20 protein-coding genes are annotated in these 20315 nt (G+C 69.7%); 7 read left to right on the top strand and 13 right to left on the bottom strand.

Annotation, left to right across the window (positions count from 1 at the left end; translation table 11 throughout):
• Nucleotides 1-135 precede the first annotated feature (135 nt).
• The 9 genes from ACN28G_RS14965 to ACN28G_RS15005 all read right to left on the bottom strand — a co-directional run bounded on the left by ACN28G_RS14965 (nt 136) and on the right by ACN28G_RS15005 (nt 7940).
• Nucleotides 136-1434, bottom strand: coding sequence for a hypothetical protein (locus ACN28G_RS14965; protein ID WP_421479441.1), 1299 nt, complete (start codon nt 1432-1434; stop codon nt 136-138).
• Nucleotides 1431-2135 (bottom strand): diguanylate cyclase domain-containing protein, encoded by a 705-nt coding sequence (locus ACN28G_RS14970; RefSeq protein WP_421479442.1) that lies wholly within the window; start codon nt 2133-2135, stop codon nt 1431-1433. Before ACN28G_RS14970 ends, ACN28G_RS14965 begins: the two co-directional genes overlap by 4 nt.
• Nucleotides 2136-2327: 192 nt before the next feature.
• Entirely contained in the window at nt 2328-2804 is a 477-nt protein-coding gene (locus ACN28G_RS14975; protein ID WP_421479443.1) for a hypothetical protein, read from the bottom strand.
• Between the two features lie 50 nt (nt 2805-2854).
• Entirely contained in the window at nt 2855-3274 is a 420-nt protein-coding gene (locus tag ACN28G_RS14980) for a hypothetical protein (protein ID WP_421479444.1), read from the bottom strand.
• Between the two features lie 18 nt (nt 3275-3292).
• Nucleotides 3293-3805, bottom strand: a complete 513-nt coding sequence (locus ACN28G_RS14985; RefSeq protein ID WP_421479445.1) for a hypothetical protein — start codon at nt 3803-3805, stop codon at nt 3293-3295.
• Nucleotides 3806-4108: 303 nt separating this feature from the next.
• Complete coding sequence (locus tag ACN28G_RS14990) at nt 4109-5077, bottom strand: DUF4192 domain-containing protein (RefSeq protein WP_421479446.1); 969 nt, start codon at nt 5075-5077, stop codon at nt 4109-4111.
• A gap of 134 nt (nt 5078-5211) precedes the next feature.
• The gene (locus ACN28G_RS14995; protein WP_421479447.1) at nt 5212-6117 is read right to left on the bottom strand and encodes a hypothetical protein; all 906 of its coding nucleotides are present in this window, start codon (nt 6115-6117) and stop codon (nt 5212-5214) included.
• A 379-nt stretch (nt 6118-6496) separates the two neighbouring features.
• Nucleotides 6497-7381 carry a TRM11 family SAM-dependent methyltransferase gene (locus tag ACN28G_RS15000; protein WP_421479448.1) on the bottom strand — a complete coding sequence of 295 codons (885 nt, stop codon included), beginning with the start codon at nt 7379-7381 and terminating at the stop codon, nt 6497-6499.
• A complete protein-coding gene (locus ACN28G_RS15005; RefSeq protein ID WP_421479449.1) occupies nt 7365-7940 on the bottom strand; it encodes a hypothetical protein in 576 nt (191 codons plus the stop codon). The genes ACN28G_RS15000 and ACN28G_RS15005 overlap by 17 nt, the downstream gene beginning before the upstream one ends.
• 413 nt (nt 7941-8353) lie before the next feature.
• On the opposite strand from ACN28G_RS15005, the gene ACN28G_RS15010 reads away from it, so the two are divergent.
• Nucleotides 8354-9136 carry a hypothetical protein gene (locus ACN28G_RS15010; protein ID WP_421479450.1) on the top strand — a complete coding sequence of 261 codons (783 nt, stop codon included), beginning with the start codon at nt 8354-8356 and terminating at the stop codon, nt 9134-9136.
• Between the two features lie 196 nt (nt 9137-9332).
• Here ACN28G_RS15010 and ACN28G_RS15015 read toward each other — a convergent pair whose 3' ends face one another.
• From ACN28G_RS15015 to ACN28G_RS15025, 3 genes are all read right to left on the bottom strand, one after another.
• Entirely contained in the window at nt 9333-10010 is a 678-nt protein-coding gene (locus tag ACN28G_RS15015) for a hypothetical protein (protein WP_421479451.1), read from the bottom strand.
• Nucleotides 10011-10284: 274 nt separating this feature from the next.
• On the bottom strand, nt 10285-10863 hold the full coding sequence (locus ACN28G_RS15020; RefSeq protein WP_421479452.1) for a hypothetical protein: 579 nt from the start codon (nt 10861-10863) through the stop codon (nt 10285-10287).
• Between the two features lie 237 nt (nt 10864-11100).
• A complete protein-coding gene (locus tag ACN28G_RS15025; protein WP_421479453.1) occupies nt 11101-11544 on the bottom strand; it encodes an NUDIX hydrolase in 444 nt (147 codons plus the stop codon).
• Between the two features lie 412 nt (nt 11545-11956).
• Here ACN28G_RS15025 and ACN28G_RS15030 point away from each other — a divergent pair, with 412 nt between their 5' ends.
• From ACN28G_RS15030 to ACN28G_RS15050, 5 genes are all read left to right on the top strand, one after another.
• On the top strand, nt 11957-12715 hold the full coding sequence (locus ACN28G_RS15030; protein WP_421479454.1) for a hypothetical protein: 759 nt from the start codon (nt 11957-11959) through the stop codon (nt 12713-12715).
• A gap of 383 nt (nt 12716-13098) precedes the next feature.
• Complete coding sequence (locus ACN28G_RS15035; RefSeq protein WP_421479455.1) at nt 13099-13386, top strand: pilin; 288 nt, start codon at nt 13099-13101, stop codon at nt 13384-13386.
• 13 nt (nt 13387-13399) lie between these two features.
• Nucleotides 13400-14308 carry a conjugal transfer protein TrbL family protein gene (locus tag ACN28G_RS15040; RefSeq protein WP_421479456.1) on the top strand — a complete coding sequence of 303 codons (909 nt, stop codon included), beginning with the start codon at nt 13400-13402 and terminating at the stop codon, nt 14306-14308.
• Nucleotides 14309-14348: 40 nt separating this feature from the next.
• Nucleotides 14349-15242 carry a PrgI family protein gene (locus ACN28G_RS15045; protein ID WP_421479457.1) on the top strand — a complete coding sequence of 298 codons (894 nt, stop codon included), beginning with the start codon at nt 14349-14351 and terminating at the stop codon, nt 15240-15242.
• Nucleotides 15243-15286: 44 nt separating this feature from the next.
• Nucleotides 15287-16999 carry a VirB4 family type IV secretion system protein gene (locus ACN28G_RS15050; protein ID WP_421480915.1) on the top strand — a complete coding sequence of 571 codons (1713 nt, stop codon included), beginning with the start codon at nt 15287-15289 and terminating at the stop codon, nt 16997-16999.
• Nucleotides 17000-17038: 39 nt separating this feature from the next.
• Here the strand turns inward: ACN28G_RS15050 and ACN28G_RS15055 are convergent, their stop codons facing one another.
• A complete protein-coding gene (locus ACN28G_RS15055; RefSeq protein WP_421479458.1) occupies nt 17039-17416 on the bottom strand; it encodes a helix-turn-helix domain-containing protein in 378 nt (125 codons plus the stop codon).
• Nucleotides 17417-17750: 334 nt separating this feature from the next.
• Between ACN28G_RS15055 and ACN28G_RS15060 the strand changes: the two genes are divergently transcribed.
• Nucleotides 17751-20213, top strand: a complete 2463-nt coding sequence (locus ACN28G_RS15060; RefSeq protein WP_421479459.1) for a type IV secretory system conjugative DNA transfer family protein — start codon at nt 17751-17753, stop codon at nt 20211-20213.
• Nucleotides 20214-20315 lie beyond the last annotated feature (102 nt).

The following is a 20315-nucleotide window of genomic DNA, read 5'->3' on the forward strand; positions in this document are numbered from 1 at the left end:
GCTGCCGATGTCCTAGACCCGTGCGGAGCTGGCACGACCTTCACCGAGGCGGCTGGCGCCGAGGTGCTGGTGAAAGGAGAAAGAGGCGTTGTCTGCGTGGTGGTGGGCAAGCCCACCACCACGCCGTGTCGAAACCTAGGAGCCTTCGGTGTTGCCTTCCCTCTCGGTGGTCCGGCTACCGAGTACCCGGACGGTGGTGCTCAACTTGATCGGTAGGTTGTCGTCTCCCTTGAGGAACGGTGCGATGTCGATGCGGCGGCGGAGGGTGCGGCCGGGGCCGTACGCCTGTTGACGTTCGTGTCCGGAGACCCAGAATCGGTGGTCGGGTTTCGCGGGGCCGCCGGTCCCGGGGGCCGGGGTGTGTGGTGGCGGCGTGGTGGTGTTCGAGGCTTTGATCCGGACGATCCTGACGTCGGGGGTTGCACGCCGGTCGCGTCGGTAGGCCCTGGTGGTGCTTTTGCGGAGTTTCGCCGGTACGGCTTCGGCCAGCTGTTGTGTGATCAGCAGCCAGGTGGTGATGAGGGGTCCGAGTGGGTGGCGTCCGTCGATGGTGGTGCGGCGGATGAGGTGTTCGGCGTGGATCGGTGTGAGCCAGCCGATGTCGTGTCGCAGTGCGGGCATCAGGTCGTCGTCCAGGGCGGTGCCGATGCTGCGGTAGCCGATGAGGTGCCAGCCGTCGCGGTGGGGTGTCCAGGAGACGGCTGCGAGGTGCCTGTCCCTGCCGACCGGTTCGGGCCAGGCGAGCAGTCCCGCCGGTGATGCCGTCAGGTCGTGGGTGATCGTTGCCGGGGGTTGTGCGCTGCTGACCTCGTTGACCATGTCGGTGAATTCTTGGTTGATCCAGTACATGGGTGCGAGGTCGAGCTGGTTGGCCAGGGCCTGGCGTTGTTCCCTGTCGTTGAGGGGTCCGGGCAGGTCCGCCGGGCTGTGTAGGAGGCGGGTGAGCCGGTCGCGGATCTTCGGCAGCATGTCGGCGGTGAGCCGGGCCGGTGGCCACGCGGTGGTCGTGAGGAGCGTCCTGCCCTCGCGGCCGATGACGATTCCGCGGTGCAGCGTGCGCAGGACCGTGTACTCGGCGGTGTGGGGCGGCCAGAGCATCGCGGCGGCGCAGTGGGCGGTGAGGGCCTCGGAGTCGTCGGCCTCGATGAAGTGGGCGCACCGGTAGCAGACGTGCCACTGGTCGTTGTAGGTGGCCAGGACGCCGGTGGTGAGGTCGGCGATCTGGATGCGGCCTGTGCGGTAGTTCCAGACCGGCTCGCTGGTGGTGCAGGTGTGGCAGCGGTTGAAGACCTGTGGGACGTGGTGGGCCGCGACGGGGACGACGTCGTGTCGGTCTTCGGTGACCGGGTGCCGGTAGATGGTCCGGTTGCCCTCCGGATGCTCGGTGAGGGCATGGCGGCAGGTGGCGCAGGCCATCAGGGTCGCGAGGTTCATTCGGCGCTCCCCCGCTGCTGGCGGCGCAGGTCACGCAGCCGGAGACCGCGGCGGCGTCGGCGGTCGGGCATGGTCATGCCGGGGGTGTAGATGACGTGGCGGCCTCGTCCCTGGTGCTTGGCGTGGTACATCGCGACGTCTGCCCGGTGCAGTGCGGTGCTCTCCAGCGGGTCGGTGCTGGCTACACGGGCGACGCCGATGCTCGCGGTGACGGTGACCGGGACGGGGCCGGTGTCGGCCTGGACCTGGACGGGCGTGGCGATGGTCTGGCTGATCCGGTGGGCGATGGCGTCGATGGGGTGGGTGTGTACGGGCAGGAGAATGGTGAACTCGTCGCCGGAGAGGCGGGCGACGACTCCGCCGTAGGTGGAGGCGGTGTGGGTGAGCCGGTTGGCGATGTCGGTGAGCAGGTCGTCGCCCGCGTCGTGGCCGTGGGTGTCATTGACCTGTTTGAACTGGTCGAGGTCGACGAGCATGACGATGATCGGCTGTGGTCCGCCGGTGGCGGTGATGGCGGTGTGGACGGCGTGCAGGCCGGTGCGGTTGAGCAGGCCGGTGAGGGGGTCGTGGGCGAGTTGCCAGGACGCGTCGGCCAGTTCGCCGCGCAGCCGTTCGGTGGTCGGCCGGGTGGCCAGGTAGCCGACGGTGGCTCCGAGGATGGCGGCCACGACGGTGGCGATCACGAGGAGTGTGGTGAACACTGGGTTCCTCCATTCGCTGGAGGGCCCGGGACGCGACGTATGAGGCGCGGCGTCCCGGGCCGAAACGACGACGGCCCGCCTGGTGGCGGGCCGTTCTTCGTGCTCGCTGCCCTTGTCGTGCGGGCAGCATGGGCGGGTTCGGCGTTGCGCGGGGTCGACGGGATCCGCCAGGTGTGTGCGGTCGGGAGTCGGTCAGTCGGTGGTGGCCTGCCGTCGTGCGCGCCGGTAGGTGGCCATGGGTGTCGGCATGTCGCGCCGGAGGTGGTGGGTCAGCCACGAGCAGGCGGTGGGCAGGACGATGACGTATGTCGCCCCGAGGCGCTGACTGTGTACCCGGACCCGCGTGTCGAGTGGGTTGACCGAGGCCACGACGAGAAGGCCGCGGCAGGTCAGGGGTTTCCGGACGCGGGCGACGAGATCGGTGCCGACGATGATCAGGGGACGGTGGCGGGCGTAGCGGCGGCCGGCGGCGACGGTGTCGGCGTACTCGATATCGAAGCCGGACTGCTCTTCGACGGCGCGCAGTTCGGCGCGCAGCAGTCGACTACCGGTGATGGCGATGGGCGGGAGCCATTGGGTGGGCATGAGGGGAACCTCCGTGGGGATGCGCCCGGTCGACGTGGTCACCTGGCCACGACGGTGGGATCGGTTGACGACGAGCCGGTGCATGGTCAGATGGTGGGACGGGCACCCGGCAGTGCCGGGTGCCCGCAGGGTGGTCAGGCGGGGCGTCCTCGCCGCAGATGATGGTGGACGGTGTCGGCGGTGAACGGGCCGCCGGTGACGACCGTCGGGACGTCGATGCGCTTCCAGCCGATGGCCTCGCAGGCCAGCCAGGTGGTGTGGCCGTCGGCGGTGACGGCCACGACGTCGCCGGTGGAGACTGACCGCAGGCGGAGCAGCCGGTAGGTGCAGGCGATGAGGAAGTCGGCCTCGCCGGCAGGCGTCGCGCGGGCGTTCTCCAGGTGGTCGAGGTCGATGTTGAACAGGCCGTAGATCCAGGTGGCGGTCTTCTCCGCGGTGGCGGTGTCGGGCAGATGCCGCCAGTGGGAGATGACCTGGGTCAGTGCCTGTCCGGCCTCGTACGGCAGGAACCGGCTGTCGGTGTTGTGGTAGACCGCGATGACGTGCAGAGGCATGGTGGAGCTCCGTTCGGGTCAGTGGTGGTCGGCGGGTCGGGGGCCGATCGGGCGCACGCGCAGGATCTGCTCGGGCAGGACCATCGCGGCGGGCTGGTCGGTCAGCGGGTTGGTGAAGGGCCGGTAGCCGGTGGCCCAGACCAGGTTCCAGCGCTCGGCGGGCGCGGCCGGGCGGGCGCCGGTGGGATCGCCGTGGCTGGTGACACCGAGGTCGGCCAACTGTGCGGCGAGCGGGGTGGCCTGGTAGTGGCTCATCCGGCCGGCCAGCATGGGGCAGCTGGTCGCGGAGTAGGCGGCGCAGACTGGGTGCATGCCCGGCTCGTGGCTGATGAACATCCGCAGGTCGCTGTCGCGCATCGCGAAGACGAGCCGGGCCGGTTCCAGTGGGGTGCCGCAGGTCTGGCAGAGCCGGTCCCGCATAGCGTGGGCCTGGCGGTGGTAGTCGACGTGGCCGAAGCGGTACCGGCCCTGCGGGGTGCGGGCGGTGATCCACGGGACGACGAGCCCTCCGATGACTGGTTGTCGGGCCAAGCACACCGGGACGGCGGGCGGCGCAGCCTCGCTCCCCTGCTGCTCTGCCGCGGCGGGGCGTGGGTCGGATGGGTGGAAGCCGTGCGCTGGCATGGGATTCCTCCGTGTCGGGATGGAGCGAATCCGGGCACGGCTGGCGGCCGTGCCCGGATTCGCGTGTTCGGCTGGGCACTGGCCAGGTAGTACAGACGGTGGGACATCCGGTGCCGGGCCACGAGCCCTCCGGCAACGGCCGGCAGGCTTCCGCCACCGGCCGGCTGGTCGAGGTGTCCGCCGACCGGCTCGGGACGTACGGGCGGTGGCCTACGCGAAGGTGGACGGTGGCAGTCCGACGCGCAGCGCCTCCAGCACCAGACCGGCGAGCTGGTAGTCGGGGTTCACCTGGAGGGCACGTTCGGCTGCCAGGCCGGCCAACGCTCCGTCCCCGCAGCGCCACGCGGCGATGGCCAGCACGGTGGCCGGTGCCGGCACGAGGGCCTCGTCGGCGCGGCGGGTGACCTCGACCCAGAGCGTGACGTGCCGGTCGTGCGGCTCGGTGAGTTGGACCGCGAGATCCCGCACCGACGTACGCGTCAGAAGCACGCTGAGCCAGGCCACCTCGTCGTCGGTCAGACGTCGGGCCCGATCACGCAGCGCCTCCCGGAGCGCTTGCGCGCCGGCCGCTTCCACGGCCCTCGCGCCGACGGTGTTTTCGGTGGCCTGCAATCGGGCGATCGCCACGCGGGTGGCCTCCTGGATGGCGTCGCGGGCGGCACCGGAGACCGGCGCGAACCGGGCCGCGATGGCCGCCCGGTCCGGTAGCGCGACCATGCCGGCGGCCGTGGCCTGCACGGCGACCAACGAGGTGCTCGGGTCGAACGGGATTCCCTCGGGCGAGCAGCAGGCCGGGTCGTGACACACCAGATTGAAGAACCGGGTACCGGCCACCCGCAGCACCTCACGGACGACCATGCCGCTGCCGGTCAGGACCTCATCGATGGTGCGCAGGGCCGCATCGACGTGATCGGCCTCGCCGTAGCCGGTGAGCACCAGGTCGTTGATCGGCTGCTGTCGCCGCAGGACAGGAACCAGGTGCCCCACGAGGTCGAGAAGATGCTGGGTGGGGGCGTCGGCTGCGGGCAGGTCACACCGGGCGGCGAAGACGACCCGGCCGTCCCTGACGGCGATCACGACCACACTGCCGTCGGCAGGATGGAACCCGAGCAGGTACGGCACGGCGGCCACGAAGTCGCCCGGGGAACGGACGGTCAGCTTGTTGTCCGGGAAGGACACGGTGAACTCCCATACGATTCTCGATGGATCAGGCGAGTTGCCCAATGGCGGTGGGCCGACGTACGCCGGCACGGGCCGGGCCCGACGCGCAACGGCAGGAAGACTGCCGGTCCGGGGCGTCCGAGCCGGCCGGTTCAGTCGCGCTCAGGGTCCAGCCACCGGTCGATACCGGCCGGTTCGACGGTGGCAGTCACCATGGTCAGGCGATGATCGACGCCGGCCAACGCGCACGTCAGGTCCGTACGCACGAGAGCTTCGGCCGCCGTTCCGGCGCCCTCCAAGGTGATGTGGCCACGCAGCAGCATCTGGTACTCGTGCTGCCACGGCATCCGCCAACCGTCGCGGTCGCAGGTCACGGCATCGTGAATCGTCCAGCCGTAGGCCGTCCACGGCCGTGCCGTATCAGGAACGGTCCTGCCGACTGCCCGCATCGTGGCCCGGGCCGCGTCGTAGGCATCCTGCACGGTGCCCTCACCGACCCGCAGCATCAGATCCGCCAGCACCGAGACGGGGTACGCCCGAGGCAGCGGATCGAGCCCGAGACCAACCAGGAACCGGTCGACCAGCAGCGCGTAGTGCCGGAACCCGCCACCGAACTCGTCATCGACCAGCGCCCGGATCGCGCGAGCCCGGATGCTGCGCCGCAGCCCGGTAAGCGCCGTGACAGCCGCGTCCCGTGCCGCCGTCGCCGTGGCAAGCTCACGGACGTCAGCACCTGATCCCATCCCTGCCGGGGCGGGCGGGTGGACGTCAACGTCGTTCGGCATGTTGGCGGGTCCGCCGACGGTGTGCGCCGTCAGCTGCGGCTGCGGCTGCGGCTGCGGCTGCGGCTGCGGCTGCGGCAGGTAAACGGGCGGCAGCGGGTCCAGACCCCATGCCGCGAGGGCGTCCTCACAGCTGGGGCGGCAGATCAGTTGCTCGCGAAGCGCGACGATGAGAGCGGAACGGGCTGCGCCTGCCAGGGCCCGCCGCTGCTGGATCGCCGAGGTCGTTTCGATCACCACCAGGCGAAGCTTCTCCGCCGCGGCCGGGCCGGTCATTGCGGTGCCGCCGCATCACCGACGGTGAAACAGTCGTGGGCTCGACGGTGCTCGGTGTCGACCAGACACCACGGGGATTGGGACATGTGTCCTCCTTGGGACATGACAAGACGACCACCCGGAGGTGGTCGTCTGAAGGGATGGGAGGGCCCACCTCAGTCGCACAGAGGCGACGAAGGTCAGGCAGTGAGTGCTGGGGGTAGACGGCGGTGCGTGCGGCGGCCGACCGGGGAAGGTGGGCGCGATGCCGTCGCGGACGCGTCAGAACAGCACAAAGAACAAGAGAAGAGCCTTCAGGCTAAACGCCAGGCGACCGGTGTAGCGGTGCTGTCAGGTTGACCATCCGGACAGGACCTGACAGCACCGCCAGCCTCTGCTGTCAGCCCGCGACGGCCGCCGGCGACGGCCCTTGCAGTCCCCGCCTGAGAACCAGCACGTCCTCGTGCGCAATCAGATGCACGGGGATGCCCGCGTTCCTCGACCTCCGTACGGACATCAGCCCGAACGTCGACGCGCGGTGCACGATCTTCCCGTCCCGCACGGCGGCGAGCAGCGCCGCGCACCGCTGCACCGGCTCCAACCCCACCGACCGGGCCACCGCCAACAACTCACCCGGCAGGTCGATCAGGTCGTCCCGCTGGCGACGTACCGGCCGGCAGCTGATCACCACGAACCCGCCCGGACGCAGCAGCAGGTAACAGGCGGCCAGGATCGCGGCGAACCCGTCGAGAAGGCGGGCCCAACCGCCGTAGGCAAGGTTGCCGCGCTCCCGGTCCCCGTACAGGTGGTCACGCTTACGCAGCCCGCTGCTCGTCATCTGGATCAGACCGTGGGTCCCCCGCCCGTACGGCGGCGAGGTCAACACAAGCCCCACCCGACCCACCACCCAGGCCGGCACGATGTCCAGCAGACCGGTGGCATCGCCCGTGAACACCCGCCCAGACCCGGACGCGCCCTGCCCGGCGGCGAGAGCAACGTTGGCCTCGGCCAGCGCGGTGAACCGGGGCTCGATGTCGATCCCGAGCCCCTGCCGACCCAGATGCATCGCCTCCACCACCGTCGTGCCGGACCCACACATCGGATCGAACACCACATCACCCGGCATCGAGTACGCGCCGATCGCGTACGCGGCCAGATGCGGCAACATCTTGCCCGGATGGCTCGACGTCGCCCGCACATACCGGCCCCGCCGCTGATCCCGCGCCGGCTGCTGACAGGTCAACCACACCGACGTGACCGAAAAACCGTCAGCCACCGACACCACCCACCCCGGAGGCGCTGCTCATCATGATCAGCACGTCGGTATGGATGTCGAGCTGCGTCCGCTGCCCAGGCCGAGGTGGCCGGTCAGCCGCCACGACATGCTGCAGGTACGCCAACCCGACCCGCCTGGCAGCGATGACAACATCAACCGGCAAGGCCACGTCCCCGTGAGGCAGCAGCACCGCCACACAACCACCCGGCACCAGGGCGCCACGGCAACGTTGAAAGAACTCGACCGGACCGGCTGCGTCGTCGACCGGCCAGCCGGTGACGATCAACGCCGCCTGTTCCCTTCCCCACCCGGCCACATGAGCCAGAGGCAGGTGGCTACGGCGACGTGCGGCGATGACCGCGCGGGCCAACTGCGGCCCCGCCGCCAGGTCAACGACCAGATCGGACGGATGGGTCAGGTTGTGGACCAGCCGCACCCCCATCGCGTTGGACATGGTCTCGCCCTGCTGCGGGGCGGGAACCGGCCAGACGGTGATCGGCACGGGCGGATCACCGGGCACCACATCCCCCACAGGGACCGGCGCACGAAACGGAATCTTGTCGGCCATAGGCACGGTGGCCCCCGGACCGGCGGACGTACTGACGACCCCCAGAGCGCCACCGACAGCCCGATCGAACCCACCCCCGCCCTGACAGAACCCGTCAGCGCCCTCACGTCTCAGCCTCGGAGCGAAAGTCAGCTGCAGCTCGGTGAGCGCACCCTGCCACGGATCCGATCTCGGAGGTCGACCGAGCGACTACAAGGCCTGAGGAGGCCAGTCTCGTTGCTCGGTCGGACCTGCACCACCTGGCGATTCGACTTCCGGTAGCCGAGAAGAGTGTGTTGTGGGGTTCCGGGCGCGTCTGCGAGCGGGCGTGCGGGGCGAGCGCCGGTGGTAGATTGCCAGGCATATACGTTCTTGGTGATCCGAGCCTGTCTGGCCGTGCTCGGGCTTTTCTCGCCCGACGTTCTCGCCGCCGGATGCCGCACCTGGCCGCTACCGACATTCGCTCGATAGCCGCCCTGCGCGTCGACGGCCGGATCGAGGCGGTGCCCGACGAGCTGGTCAAAGCGATGATCAGGTTCGAGGAGCGCTTCGGGGGACTTTGGTACCCGGTCATTGGACCTAACGGCATGGAGTACGGCCTTGATGGTGATTCGATGGTTCATCGCAGCCCGCTCGGGCTGGCCTTCACCGGAATCGTGGACGGCGACTGGACCTGGGGCGTCGACGTTCTTGCTGACGGCCGCACCGCTATGGGACCCGGCCAGTGGTCCTACCGCGTGATCGACCGCTCCGTCGATCAGCGTCTGGAGAGCCACGCCATGCTCGTGATGGTCAGTGGCTGGTTCCATCGGACCTTCACCTGCTGCACGCCGCGCGAGGTGGCCCCTGTAGTCGACGAGCGGCGTCTACCCGAGCGCGTGCCGGAAGCGACCGGCCCGACCGAGTCCTGGTGGCTGGACGACGACGCCGGTGTCGCCGTCCAGGCCCAGCTGAGCGCCTGGCCGCACGACCGAGACGAGTGGACCATCCGGTACTTTTCCCGGGCACCGAAGCAGGCTGCCGAGGCGAACCCAGTCGCCTTCCGGGCAACAATCCATGAGACCGTACCGGCGCTGTGGTGCACGCTGTGTTCCCACCGGGTCGAACCGGGAGGCACCTGCCACCGTCCACGATCCCTGATCGATGCGAGTGGAATCACTGGTCCTTCTGCCGATCCTTCCGGCCAGGAGAACGAGGTGCGCAGGTGTCCCACCTAGCAATCCGCCCGCCAGTATCCGGATCTTGCCGCCGGTCGTGCGCGCGCCGGTGCCGGCGCCTTCGGTAGCCGCCGACTTCGGGCGTCGACAGCTGCGAGGGCGCACGAACGAGTCGAGATCCGGGCGGTCCGGCCAACTGACCGGATGCCGATAGCGACCAGCGTGCTGCCGAGGCTGTCCCGGCATGGGCCTGACGTCACACCGGCACGATCGGATATCCAGTTGCGACGATGTCCCCGTGCAGCCTGGCAACGGTTACTTCCGGGTTCAAAGCCTGCACAACGACGTCGGTGAGCGGGCGGTGCGCGACGACGTGCTCGATCACCATCGGGTCCACCTCGATCCCGTAGTGGTCCTTGGCAAAGATGACGTACCGGTCGACGATGTCGTCGAGCAGGATCTCCAGCCGGTGAGAGCCGTCCGGGTCGGTGTCGTACGGTCCGCGGGGCGGGGGGAAGGTGATGTCTTCGCCGGTGTGCCAGCGGGCGTCATCGGAGAGTCGCCAGAGCACAGCGGTGGCGAGGAACTTTCCCTGCTCGTCGCCGAACGCTGGTTCCTCGATCTGCGGACAGAACACCGCCGGGATGCCCTCGAGCAGCCCGGGCCACAGCTCGTGCTCCGGATCGCGGTACGGCGTCATCGCCGACTCGTGGTCGAGCACGCGGATGAAAGCGCCGTCGGCGGTGAACACGACCGCCCACTCGTCGCCGCTGCCGTTGCTCATCAGTGCGGCCTCATCGTCACCCCAGGCGCGGGTGTAGGCGTAACAGGGCTCACCACCGTCGACGATGCACTCGAGAACGGCGAGTGCCCTACAGCGGTCCCGCAGCACGCCGATGGACGGCAGCTTGGCGGCGATGTCGTACACGGTCACTCGGTGAGCCTATGCTGAAAACAGCACGGATGCCGTCACGCACCTTCAGGACATGCACAGGACCTCGGCGACCATGCACGCTCACGCGCGAGCACCTCGCCGTGGCCTCGGAACGACCCTTAGCACTCATAGCGAGCAAGTTTCGCAACTCGGCAGCGTGCCCCGAAGAGTCACCCGGCCAATACGCCTCGCTCTTCAGGTGCCGAGTCCTGCGGCGCTCATGCCGCTGATCGTGCTCACCTGATCCCACCCATGTGCCGATGCGGTAGCGGCGTCACAACCACTGCTCATCGATGTTGCCGGCGTACAGGTAGGCGGTGCGGTAGGACGGCCGCGCGAACAACTCCGACTCACCGGAGTACACAGCAGCGAGTAGACCCGGCCGGTACCACCAGCCGTTCGTGATGCCACCAACCTCTGCGACCGGTTGCATCGCGGTCAGGTCGAGTTGACCGACGGCTGAACCGGTCAGCCTGGTGACCCTGTCCGCGATGTCCATCGCCGCGTACGCCAGAGCCAAGGCCTCCACCCAGCCGTCGATGCTGCGATACAACGGAACCCACTGCCCATCGTCGCCACCGGCGATACCGAACGTGCCGTCCGGACCGATCAGGAACGCGTACGGCACAGCGGTGCGTTGCGGCCCGGCCTCGAAAAACCACCCCGGGGGAACAAAGGTGTCTTCCCACTCCGGCGTGCCCACGCTGAGCATCCGCGGGCCCGCGGCATCCTCGGGCATGCCCGGCGCGGACGGCAGGACAAGGCCACCCCACCGAGCCCGATACGCCTCGCCTCGGTCGATGACCTCGTCAGGAATATGGGCCTCCCGCCACGCGCCCCGAAACTGACTCACCGGCACGTCGAGCCGAACTCCATGAACGCTGACGAACGAGCTGGCCCGGCTACTCAAACCCGCCGGCGACCGACACAACCCCGACACACGCACATGTTATCCAGCTATTGGATGCCCGCTCATACGGCGATTCGCGCTACGCAGCGTCACGTCGAGCGGGGCCCGGTGGCCTTCCGGACGTGCCGATGACCGGATGGAGGGAATGCAACCGGACGGAAGTGCCGAGCGGCGATGGATCTACGGGCCGCTCGGCGATGCGGTTGTCCGTGCCTTCTCGCAACACAACCGGTCAGACCCAGGCAGGGAACGAAGCAGTGCCGGCAGGGCGCCAAACACGAGGGGAAGGCCGTCCAGCTCACCGCTCCCGACCCAGGCGATGTCGTCATGCTCCTCAGGTGCACGGTTGGTGGGAGACCCGACCCAGTCTCTGATCTGCCAGACGCCCACGTGGACGGCGTCCTCGCCACTGCCGGCATGCAGGTCACCCGACCGTGACGAGGATTCCACCACAATGTGAACTCCTAGCTCCTCGTGCATCTCACGCGCGAGGGCCTGTAGTTCCGACTCACCCGCTTCGACGTGCCCGCCGGGCAGATCCCAGAGATCCGGGTATGCCCGGCGCGTCGGGCTGCGGTGCACCAGCAGGACCGCGCGTTCTCCACTGCGCGCCACAGACGACATGCGACGGGATTAGAGCACAGGGATAGGACAAGCTCGGTCCGGCCAGAGGGCAAGGGCAGACATCCGGCTCTGCCGCGATCCGCGTTCCACCGGTACCAGAGCCGTCAATCCTGACAAGACCGGCGGTCGGGGCTGAAGTTGCGCGTCGAGGCTGTCGAGCGCTGTCACCGCACCGCCTGCGCGACGACGACCAACAGCGCCAGTCCGCTGGCGGGGTGGCTCGTACGACGGACGACGTCGCTTGTCGGACCGCGATGAACACGGGCAGCGGCAGACCTGTCGTGGTCGGACTCGACCTGACGCGATCTGACAACGGCGTCCGGTGTCAGGTCGAGGTGTCCCAATCGGTGGCCTCGGAGGCCCACGCAGTCGGCGATGGGCCCCTGTCGAGGAGGACATGATGGTGACGACGATGCGTACCCGCACGACCGACACGGCGTTGACCACCGCCGAGACGGCGTTCGGGTTGTTGACCTGCCAGCCGGCGCCGTTGGTGTTCGATGCCCGGCCGGTGCCGGGGCTGCCGGACCGGACGATGCCGTTGGACGAGCTGCGGGCGCTGCTGGTCTTCGAGCGTCACGACAGCGATACGACCGATGCGCTGTGGCGGCAGCTCGCCTGCCAGGCGCGGGAGTGGGGATCGGCCTGGGTGGCCGGTGCGATCGGTGTCGCGTTGCCGGCGTTGACGCATCTGGCGGCGAAGATCAGCCGTGGGCAGGCCCGGCACGCCGACGACGTCGATTCCGAGGTGCTCACCGGTTTCCTGCAGGCTCTGCGGACGGCGGACCTGGCGGCACCCCGGCTGTGGCTGCGGTTGTGCTGGGCGGCGTGGCGGGCCGGAGTCACGGTCGTCAAGGGAGTCGACAGTGAGGAGTTGCCCCTGGACCTGCCGAGTGGGTCGCGGTCGCCGCGGATGCCGTACGGGCATCCGGATCTGCTGCTCGGCAGGGCTGCCGCCGCCGGCCTGATCAGCGCCGACGCCGCCGAGTTGATCAGCGCGACCCGGTTCGGTGACGCGTTGATCGAGCAGTTGGCCGTCGAGCAGGGTGTGACCGCCCCGGCGTTGCGGATGCGCCGCCGCCGCGCCGAGCGGATCGTTGCCGCTGCGCTCGTGTGCGGTGACCTGTCCAGCCCGTGGCGCTCCCCCGGCCCTGCGGCCGGCATCGTCTGACAGGACTGCGTCGTACGAGACCGAGGGCCGTCCCGGGCTTGCCCGGGACGGCCTCGTCGTGTCCCGACTGGTTCCGCCGATCGGCCCCGCCGAAGCCCGGTGAGCTGGTCCGGCCATGGCGTTGACCGGCGGTGTCAGACCGGGACAGGCAGGGAGCGGGTTCGATCGGCCGGACAGTCGAGATCTGGGCGGTGCATGTCCTCCACGGCATGCCCGCCCGGTGGGGGCCATCCATCGGCGGGGCCCACGGTTCGGCACGGCTGGCGCGGCGTACTGACACCGCGATCCCTTCGTCCTACGCAAGGGAGGAGCGCCCCCACCGGACCAGCGGTTCCGCTTGGCTCCCACCGCGGCGGCCCACCTGATCGCGTGTGGAGCGCCCCATGGATACCACTGTGCATGTCCTGTCCGAACTCGCCGCCGCGCAGCCACTGGCGGTGAACAGCATCAACCAGGTCATCTCCAACATCACTGGTTGGATCATGGGCATCATCGCGTTGGTCGCGACGATGTTCCTGGTCGTCGGTGGCCTGCGGTACATGGCGGCCGGAGGCGACCCGGCCCAGGTCGAGCAGGCCAAGGGCAACGTCAAGTCGGCTCTGGTCGGCTACGCCCTCGCGGTGCTGGCCCCGGTGCTTCTGCAGGTGCTGCAGGGCATCCTCGGCGGCTGACATGACCCCGGCAATGACCATCTGGCTGATGGACGGCCTGGTCATCTGGCTCGCCGAGAAGGTCGTCGACCTTCTCGGCGGCCTGCTGGCCTTCCTGACGACATCTCTGTTCGTCTCGCCGGACGTCACCGTCCTGCCGCAGGTGCAGTCGATCGCCGGCAGGAGCAGTGTGGTCGTCAACGCCTGCTTCGTCCTTGCGATCATCGCCGTGGGTGTCGCCCTCATGCTCGGCGACTCGGTCGGAACCCAGTACCAGCTCAAACAGCTACTCCCCCGCCTCGTCGTCGGGTTCGTCCTGTCAGCGTTCGCGGTCCCCCTGACGAGTCTGCTCATCGGCGTCGCCAACACCCTGACCACGACGATGGCCGGGACGTCGGCACCGACCACCGAGACGCTCACCTTCGTCCGACGGCGCGTCACCTCGGCGTTGATCGACGAGAGCGCCGCCCTGTTGGTCGCGGTCATCGGGCTGATCATCGTCGTGTTGATGTTCATGCTCGTCGGCAGTTGGCTGGCACGCATCGGATTGCTGGTCGTGCTGGCCGGGATCGCACCGGTAGCGCTGGCCTGCTACGCCACCCCGTGGACGCAGGGTGCCGCCGACCTGTGGTGGCGCACGCTGCTCGGGTGCCTGGCCACGCCGGCACTGCAGGCGGTCGCCTTCTCGGCGGGCATCAACCTGATCGTCGGCCCCGACACGAACCTGCCGATCCTGCTCGGCTTACCCGGCTCGGACACCCTCAACCTGCTGCTGGTGATCGTGGTCCTGTGGACCACGATCCGCATACCGAGCCTGATGCGCCGCTTCGCCGCCCCCCTTGGCCGGGGTTCCGGTATCACTTCGCTCATCCTGCGCATCGCACCGCTGCCCAGACTCCCCCGCTCCGGGGGACGGCTCCGGCCTGGCCGTCGGGACATCTGAACCATTACGCCTACCGTCGACCCCTGATCAGGAGTGGCCTGTGCACAGTCTCGACGACACCACACCCCGCGCGGTCGTCCCGGCCGACATCAACGAACCCGACCACATAGCGTTTGGGTTGACGTTCCGGCAGCTCGGCATCATCGGCGGTACCGGTCTGGCCGGCTTCGGCCTCTACCGCAGCCTCGGGCCCCTGCTGCCGCCGGTGGCGTGGATCGCCGCCGGCCTGCTCGTGTTCGCCGTCGCGACCGTGGTGGCCCTCGGCCGCCGTGACGGCCTGCCCCTGGACGTGTGGCTGCGACACGCGGTCACGCTGGCGCACCGTCCCCGGACCCTCACCCCCGGCGCGGCACGGACGAGCACGGTCGCCGTCGTGGCCGGCACGCCGCCACTGCCGGCACCGCTGCGGTCGCCGGCCACGAAGGTCAGCCCGGCCGGCGTCCTCACCAGCGACGGCACCGACAAGGTGCTGATCGCCTGCGGCACCACCAACATCCACCTACGAACCGGCAGCGAACAGAACGCACTGTTGACCGGCTTCGGCCGGTTCCTCAACAGCCTGACCGGCCCGGCGCAGATCGTCGTCACCGCACGCCGACACGACCTGACCCCGTACGCGCAGGCGGTCCTGGACCAGGCAGCCCGCCTGCCGCAGCCGGCGTTGCAGACGGCAGCTGGCGACTACGCCGCCTTCCTGGTCGACCTTGACCACCAGCGCGATCCACTCCGCCGCCAGGTCATCGCCGTCGTCTCCGGCACCCACGCGGCCGACACCGCCGTCCGGGCCCTGTCCGGCCTCGGCGTCGAAGCCACCGCGATGGATGGCCCGGCCGTCACCTCGGCCCTCGCGGGCGCCGTCGACCCCTTCACCCCACCGGTGCCAGGGCCCCGCGCGGTACCCGGCACCCCGATCACTCTGCGGAGCACACCGTGAACCTGCGCAAACACCGGTCGACCAGCAGCACCCCGGCAGACGCCATGCCGTCCCCCGCCGCCCTGTCGGTCACCCCACGCCACGTCCGGGTCGGCGACGGATACGCCGCCACCTACATCGTGTGCGGCTACCCCGCCGAGGTCGGCCCCGCCTGGCTCGACCCGCTGCTGTCCTACCCCGGCCGCGTCGACGTCGCCGTCCACCTGGAGCCCGTCGCACCACCGGTGGCCGCGCCGATGCTCAAACGTCAACGGGCCCGCCTCGAATCCACCCGCCGCCTCGACGCCGACCAGGGACGCCTCGGTGACCCCGCCGTGGACGCCGCAGCCACCGACGCCGCCGACCTCGCCGACCGGGTCGCCCGAGGAGCAGCGAAACTCTTCGAGGTCGGCATCTACGTCACCGTCCACGCCCGCACCCTCGACGAACTCGCCACCATCACCGCCGGCGTCACCTCGGCCGCCGCCAGCGTCCTCCTGGACCTGCAACCGGCGACGTTCCGCCACCAACAGGGCTGGATCTCCACCCTCCCCGTCGGCGTGGACCCGCTACGCATGCGCCGCATCCTCGACACCACCGCCCTGGCAGCAGCGTTCCCACTCGCCTCGGCGGACCTCGCCGCCCCCGCCCCCGGCACCACCGCCACCTCCGAAGGGGTGCTGTACGGGGTCAACACCACCAGCAACGGCGTACTCATCTGGGACCGGTGGGCCCAGGACAACCACAACAGCGTCATCCTCGCCCGCTCCGGCGCAGGCAAAAGCTACTTCGTCAAACTCGACGTGCTCCGCAACCTGTACCAGGGCACCATCGTCAGCGTCATCGACCCCGAAGACGAATACACCGCCCTCGCCGAACACGTCGGCGGCACCGTCGTCCAGCTCGGCAAACCCGGCGTCCGCATCAACCCCCTCGACCTGCCCGCCGACCACCGCCCCGACACCCTGACCCGACGCGGCCTGTACCTGCACACACTGATCACCGTCCTGCTCGGCGCAACCCCGCCACCAGCCGAACGTGCCGCCCTGGACCGGGCCATCACCGCCACCTACCACCGCGCCGGCATCACCACCGACCCCGCCACCTGGACCCGGCCCGCGCCCCTGCTGCGCGACCTGGCCGAAACACTCGCCACCGACACCGCAGACCCGGCCGCCGGGCAGCTCGCCGCCCGGCTCACCCCCTGGACGGTCGGAAACTTCGCCAGCCTCTTCGACGCCCCGACATCAACCCGACCGGAGGGCCACCTGGTGGTGTGGTCACTGCGGCACCTGCCCGACGAACTACGGACCGTCGGCACTCTCCTGGCCCTCGACTCGATCTGGTCCGGCATCGACACACCCGCCCCGGGCATACGCCGACGGCGCCTCGTCGTGGTCGACGAAGCCTGGCTGCTGATGCGCGACGGCGAAGGCGCACGGTTCCTGTTCCGGATGGCCAAGGCCGCCCGGAAACGATCCGCCGGACTGTGCGTCGTCACTCAGGACGCCGCCGACGTCCTCTCCACCGACCTCGGTCTCGCCGTGGTCTCCAACGCCGCAACACAGATCCTGATGCGGCAGAGCACCCAGTCCATCGACACGGTCTCCGAGGCGTTCAACCTCACCACCGGCGAGTCACAGCTGCTGCTGTCCGCACCTCGAGGCGAAGGACTACTCGTCGCCGGACGCAGCCGTATCCCGTTCCGCAGCATCGGGTCCACCACCGAACACCGAATCGCCGTCACAGGCCACGAACTGGAGGAATGCGATCGGTGACCGGGCACCTCATCCGGTTGATGAATGGTGACCTCGGCGTCACGGCCACCTACGAGAATCATGATCCCGATCCTTCGATCTGAGCGCCCTCGCATGCGTGATGAGCTGTTGGACCTGCTCCGGTGATAGCCAGCTGGCGACAGCTACCAGGCTGCCGATCTCCTGACTCGCTTCGTAGGGGCCTTTCCTCGGGCGCAGATCGTCGACCGGCAGCCCCGCAATCACCGTGAGGTCAGCCACCGGCAGTTGCATCGCAGGCGCGATGTCCTGAAGAACTTCGAGGCTCGGCGGGATCGCACCACTGAGAAGTTGCCGGATCGTCGATTCAGCGCGGCCGGAGGCACGGCTCACCGCTTGTGGGGTGAGACGACGGTTCGCCATGAGGCCACGCAGGATCATCGCGAAGTCACGGCTCATCCGCACACGCTACCGCTGGAACATGCTGGTTGATCGACACGGCGCTTCCCGGCTCACCAACAGCGTGCCGGGGTCTGTCTCTTCCTCGATGACCGGTTCGGTGCCACGTGAGTCGCGAGGGCACAGGTCAGGTCGGCTCCGCATCAATCACTAGAGATCGGCAGGAAGTCATGGCGTCAGAAGACACAGTAGAGCCTGCTACCAGTGGGCTGTCTCCCGTCACGTCGACGAGCACGGCCAGATCCGAGGGCTGGCCGCCGGTGGCTCATCCGGCCTGGAGGACCGGTGCCGATCCGCTGGCCATCGGGCCGATACCGGAGTGCGGGGAGAACCGGTGAGTCCGCTGACCAGTCCGGTGTGGCCGGCGCAGGTGTGGCAGTGGGTCGTCGTACGGCCGTGGCTGGGGCTCGTCGCCGCTGCCGTGCTGATCGTCGCGGTCCTCGGCCACGATCTGGTGCTCGCCTGGCGGCACCGGCGGTTGACCGCCGGCGCAAGGTGGTTGACGGTCGCCGCTCCACCCGAGGTCACGGCGGAGTCCGCCGCCGTGTTCTGGACCGTCCTGATGGGGGTGCTGACGCCGTCGGTGTGGCGGCGCCACCTGTTCGGTTATCCGCACATCGGCTGGGAGTACACCTGGTCGGGGCGGGCTCTGACCGTGCGGGTGTGGGTGCCGGGGACGGTGCCGCCCGGCGCGGTCGAGGCGGCGGTGCGGGCGGCCTGGCCGGCGGCGACGGTGACGACCACGGACGCCGCCGCGCCGATCCCCGCCGAGGTTGGGGAGCAGGTGGGTGGGGCGCACTGGCCGCAGCGGCCCGACGGGCTGCCGCTGCGCGTCGACCACGATGCCGATCCGCTGCGGGCCCTGCTCGCCGCCGGGGCCGAGGTCCGCCACCGCGAGCACGCCTGCGTGCAGGTTCTGGCCCGCCCGGCACCGGCACGGCGGATCCGGTTGGCCCGACGGGCGGCGGCCACCGCCGCCCTGCATCCGCACGGGCGCCCTGACGCGGCCACCCGAACCATGTCGGGTGTCGCGCACCTGGTGGTCGAGCCGCTGCGGTGGATCCTGGACGTGTTCACGCCCGGCTCGTCCCGGCCCCGGACGCCGGCACCGTACCAAAGGGGCGCCGAGCGGGATCCGGTGGCCACGGCGGATGCCCGCACGGTGGTGGAGAAGGCGGTGCGGGTGCCGCACTTCGAGATCGCGGTACGGTTCGCCGTCGCCTCGGACCCCACCCGCCCGGGCCAGGGCCGGTCACCGCAGGTCCGGGAACGCCTGACCGGGTTGGCGCACACCGTCGCCTCGGCCGCCGCGGCGTACACCGGCCCGAACCGGCTGCGGCGGATGAAGATGCCACAGCCGGTGGCCACCCTCGCCGGCCGCCGACTACGTCGCGGTTTCCTGGCCAGCGTGCCGGAGCTGGCCGCGCTCGCCGCACTGCCGCAGGATCTGGCGGTGCCGGGCCTGGACCGGGCGCGGGCCAAGGCCGTACCGGCGCCCGTGCAGGTGCCCTCCGGTGGCCGGGGGGTGAAGGTACTGGGTCGTTCGCAGGTCGGCCGGCACAGTGTCGGCCTGCGGGTGACCGACGCCCGCCAGCACGCGCATGTGGTCGGCAAGACCGGCGTCGGCAAGTCCACGCTGCTGTTGAACATGATCCTCGGGGACATCAGGGCCGGCCGGGGCACGGTCGTCATCGACCCGCGTGGGGACCTGATCACCGACGTCCTCGACCGGCTGCCCGTGTCGTACGCGAAGAAGATCGTGCTCATCGACCCGGACCAGGAGAACCCGGCCTGTTTCAATCCGCTCGACGACGGCGGCGACGCCCATCTGGCGGTGGACAACCTGGTCGGGATCTTCGCGAAGATCTTCGCCGGGCAGTGGGGTCCCCGGATGGACGACACCATGCGGGTGGCGTGTCTGACCCTGATGCGCCACGCCAAGCCGACGCTGAGTCTCGTGCCGTCGTTGTTGCAGGACCGGGAGTTCCGGGGCCGGTTCACCCACGGCCTGGACGATCCGGACGGGCTCGGCGGGTTCTGGGTCTGGTACGACGGCATCAACGAGCAGTTCCGTGGCCAGGTCATCGCCCCGGTGCTCGCCAGGCTGCGGGCCTTCCTGCTGCGGGATTTCGTCAAGTCGGTGATCGGCAACGCCCACTCGTCGTTCGACATGGGCGCGGTCCTCGACGGTGGGGTGCTGCTGTGCCGACTACCGAAGGGCATCCTCGGTGAGGAGACCAGCCGCATCCTCGGTTCGCTGATCGTCGCCCGGGTGTGGCAGGCCGCCATCGCCCGGGCGACGGTGCCGGAGGACCAGCGGCGCGATGCCGTGCTGTATGTCGACGAGTGTCAGAACTTCCTGACCCTGCCCGGAAGCGTCGGCGACATGCTGGCCGAGGCGCGTGGCTTCCGGCTCGGGCTCGTCCTGGCTCACCAGGATCTCGCCCAGTTGCCCCGCGACGTGGCGGCGGCGGTATCGGCCAACGCACGGTCGAAGCTGTTCTTCACCGTCGACCCGGCCGACGCCCGGGAGCTGTCCCGGCACACCCGACCGGAGGTGGACGAGCACGACCTCGCCCACCTCGACGTCTACACGGCCGTCGCCCGGCTGCTGGTCGGCAACCGGGAACTGCCCGCGTTCACCTTCACCACCAACCCGCCGGCCCCGATCGTGGGTGAGGCGACCGCGATCCGCCAGGAATGCGCCGCCGCCCACCGCCGCAGCGACGGTGAACCACCGATGCAACAGCTCGCCCGTACGGCGATGAAGCGGCGCATGAACGCCCGAAACCCCTGACCGATCTCGTCCGGTGCGGCCCTCGTGTCAGGGCTCGGCTGGCTACGGCATCGGGGGCTCGCCTGGGGGTGTCAGCGACACGAGGTCCCAGACGAGCCTGCC

This window comes from Micromonospora sp. WMMA1923, from assembly GCF_049179195.1.
Classification (GTDB): domain Bacteria; phylum Actinomycetota; class Actinomycetes; order Mycobacteriales; family Micromonosporaceae; genus Micromonospora; species Micromonospora yangpuensis.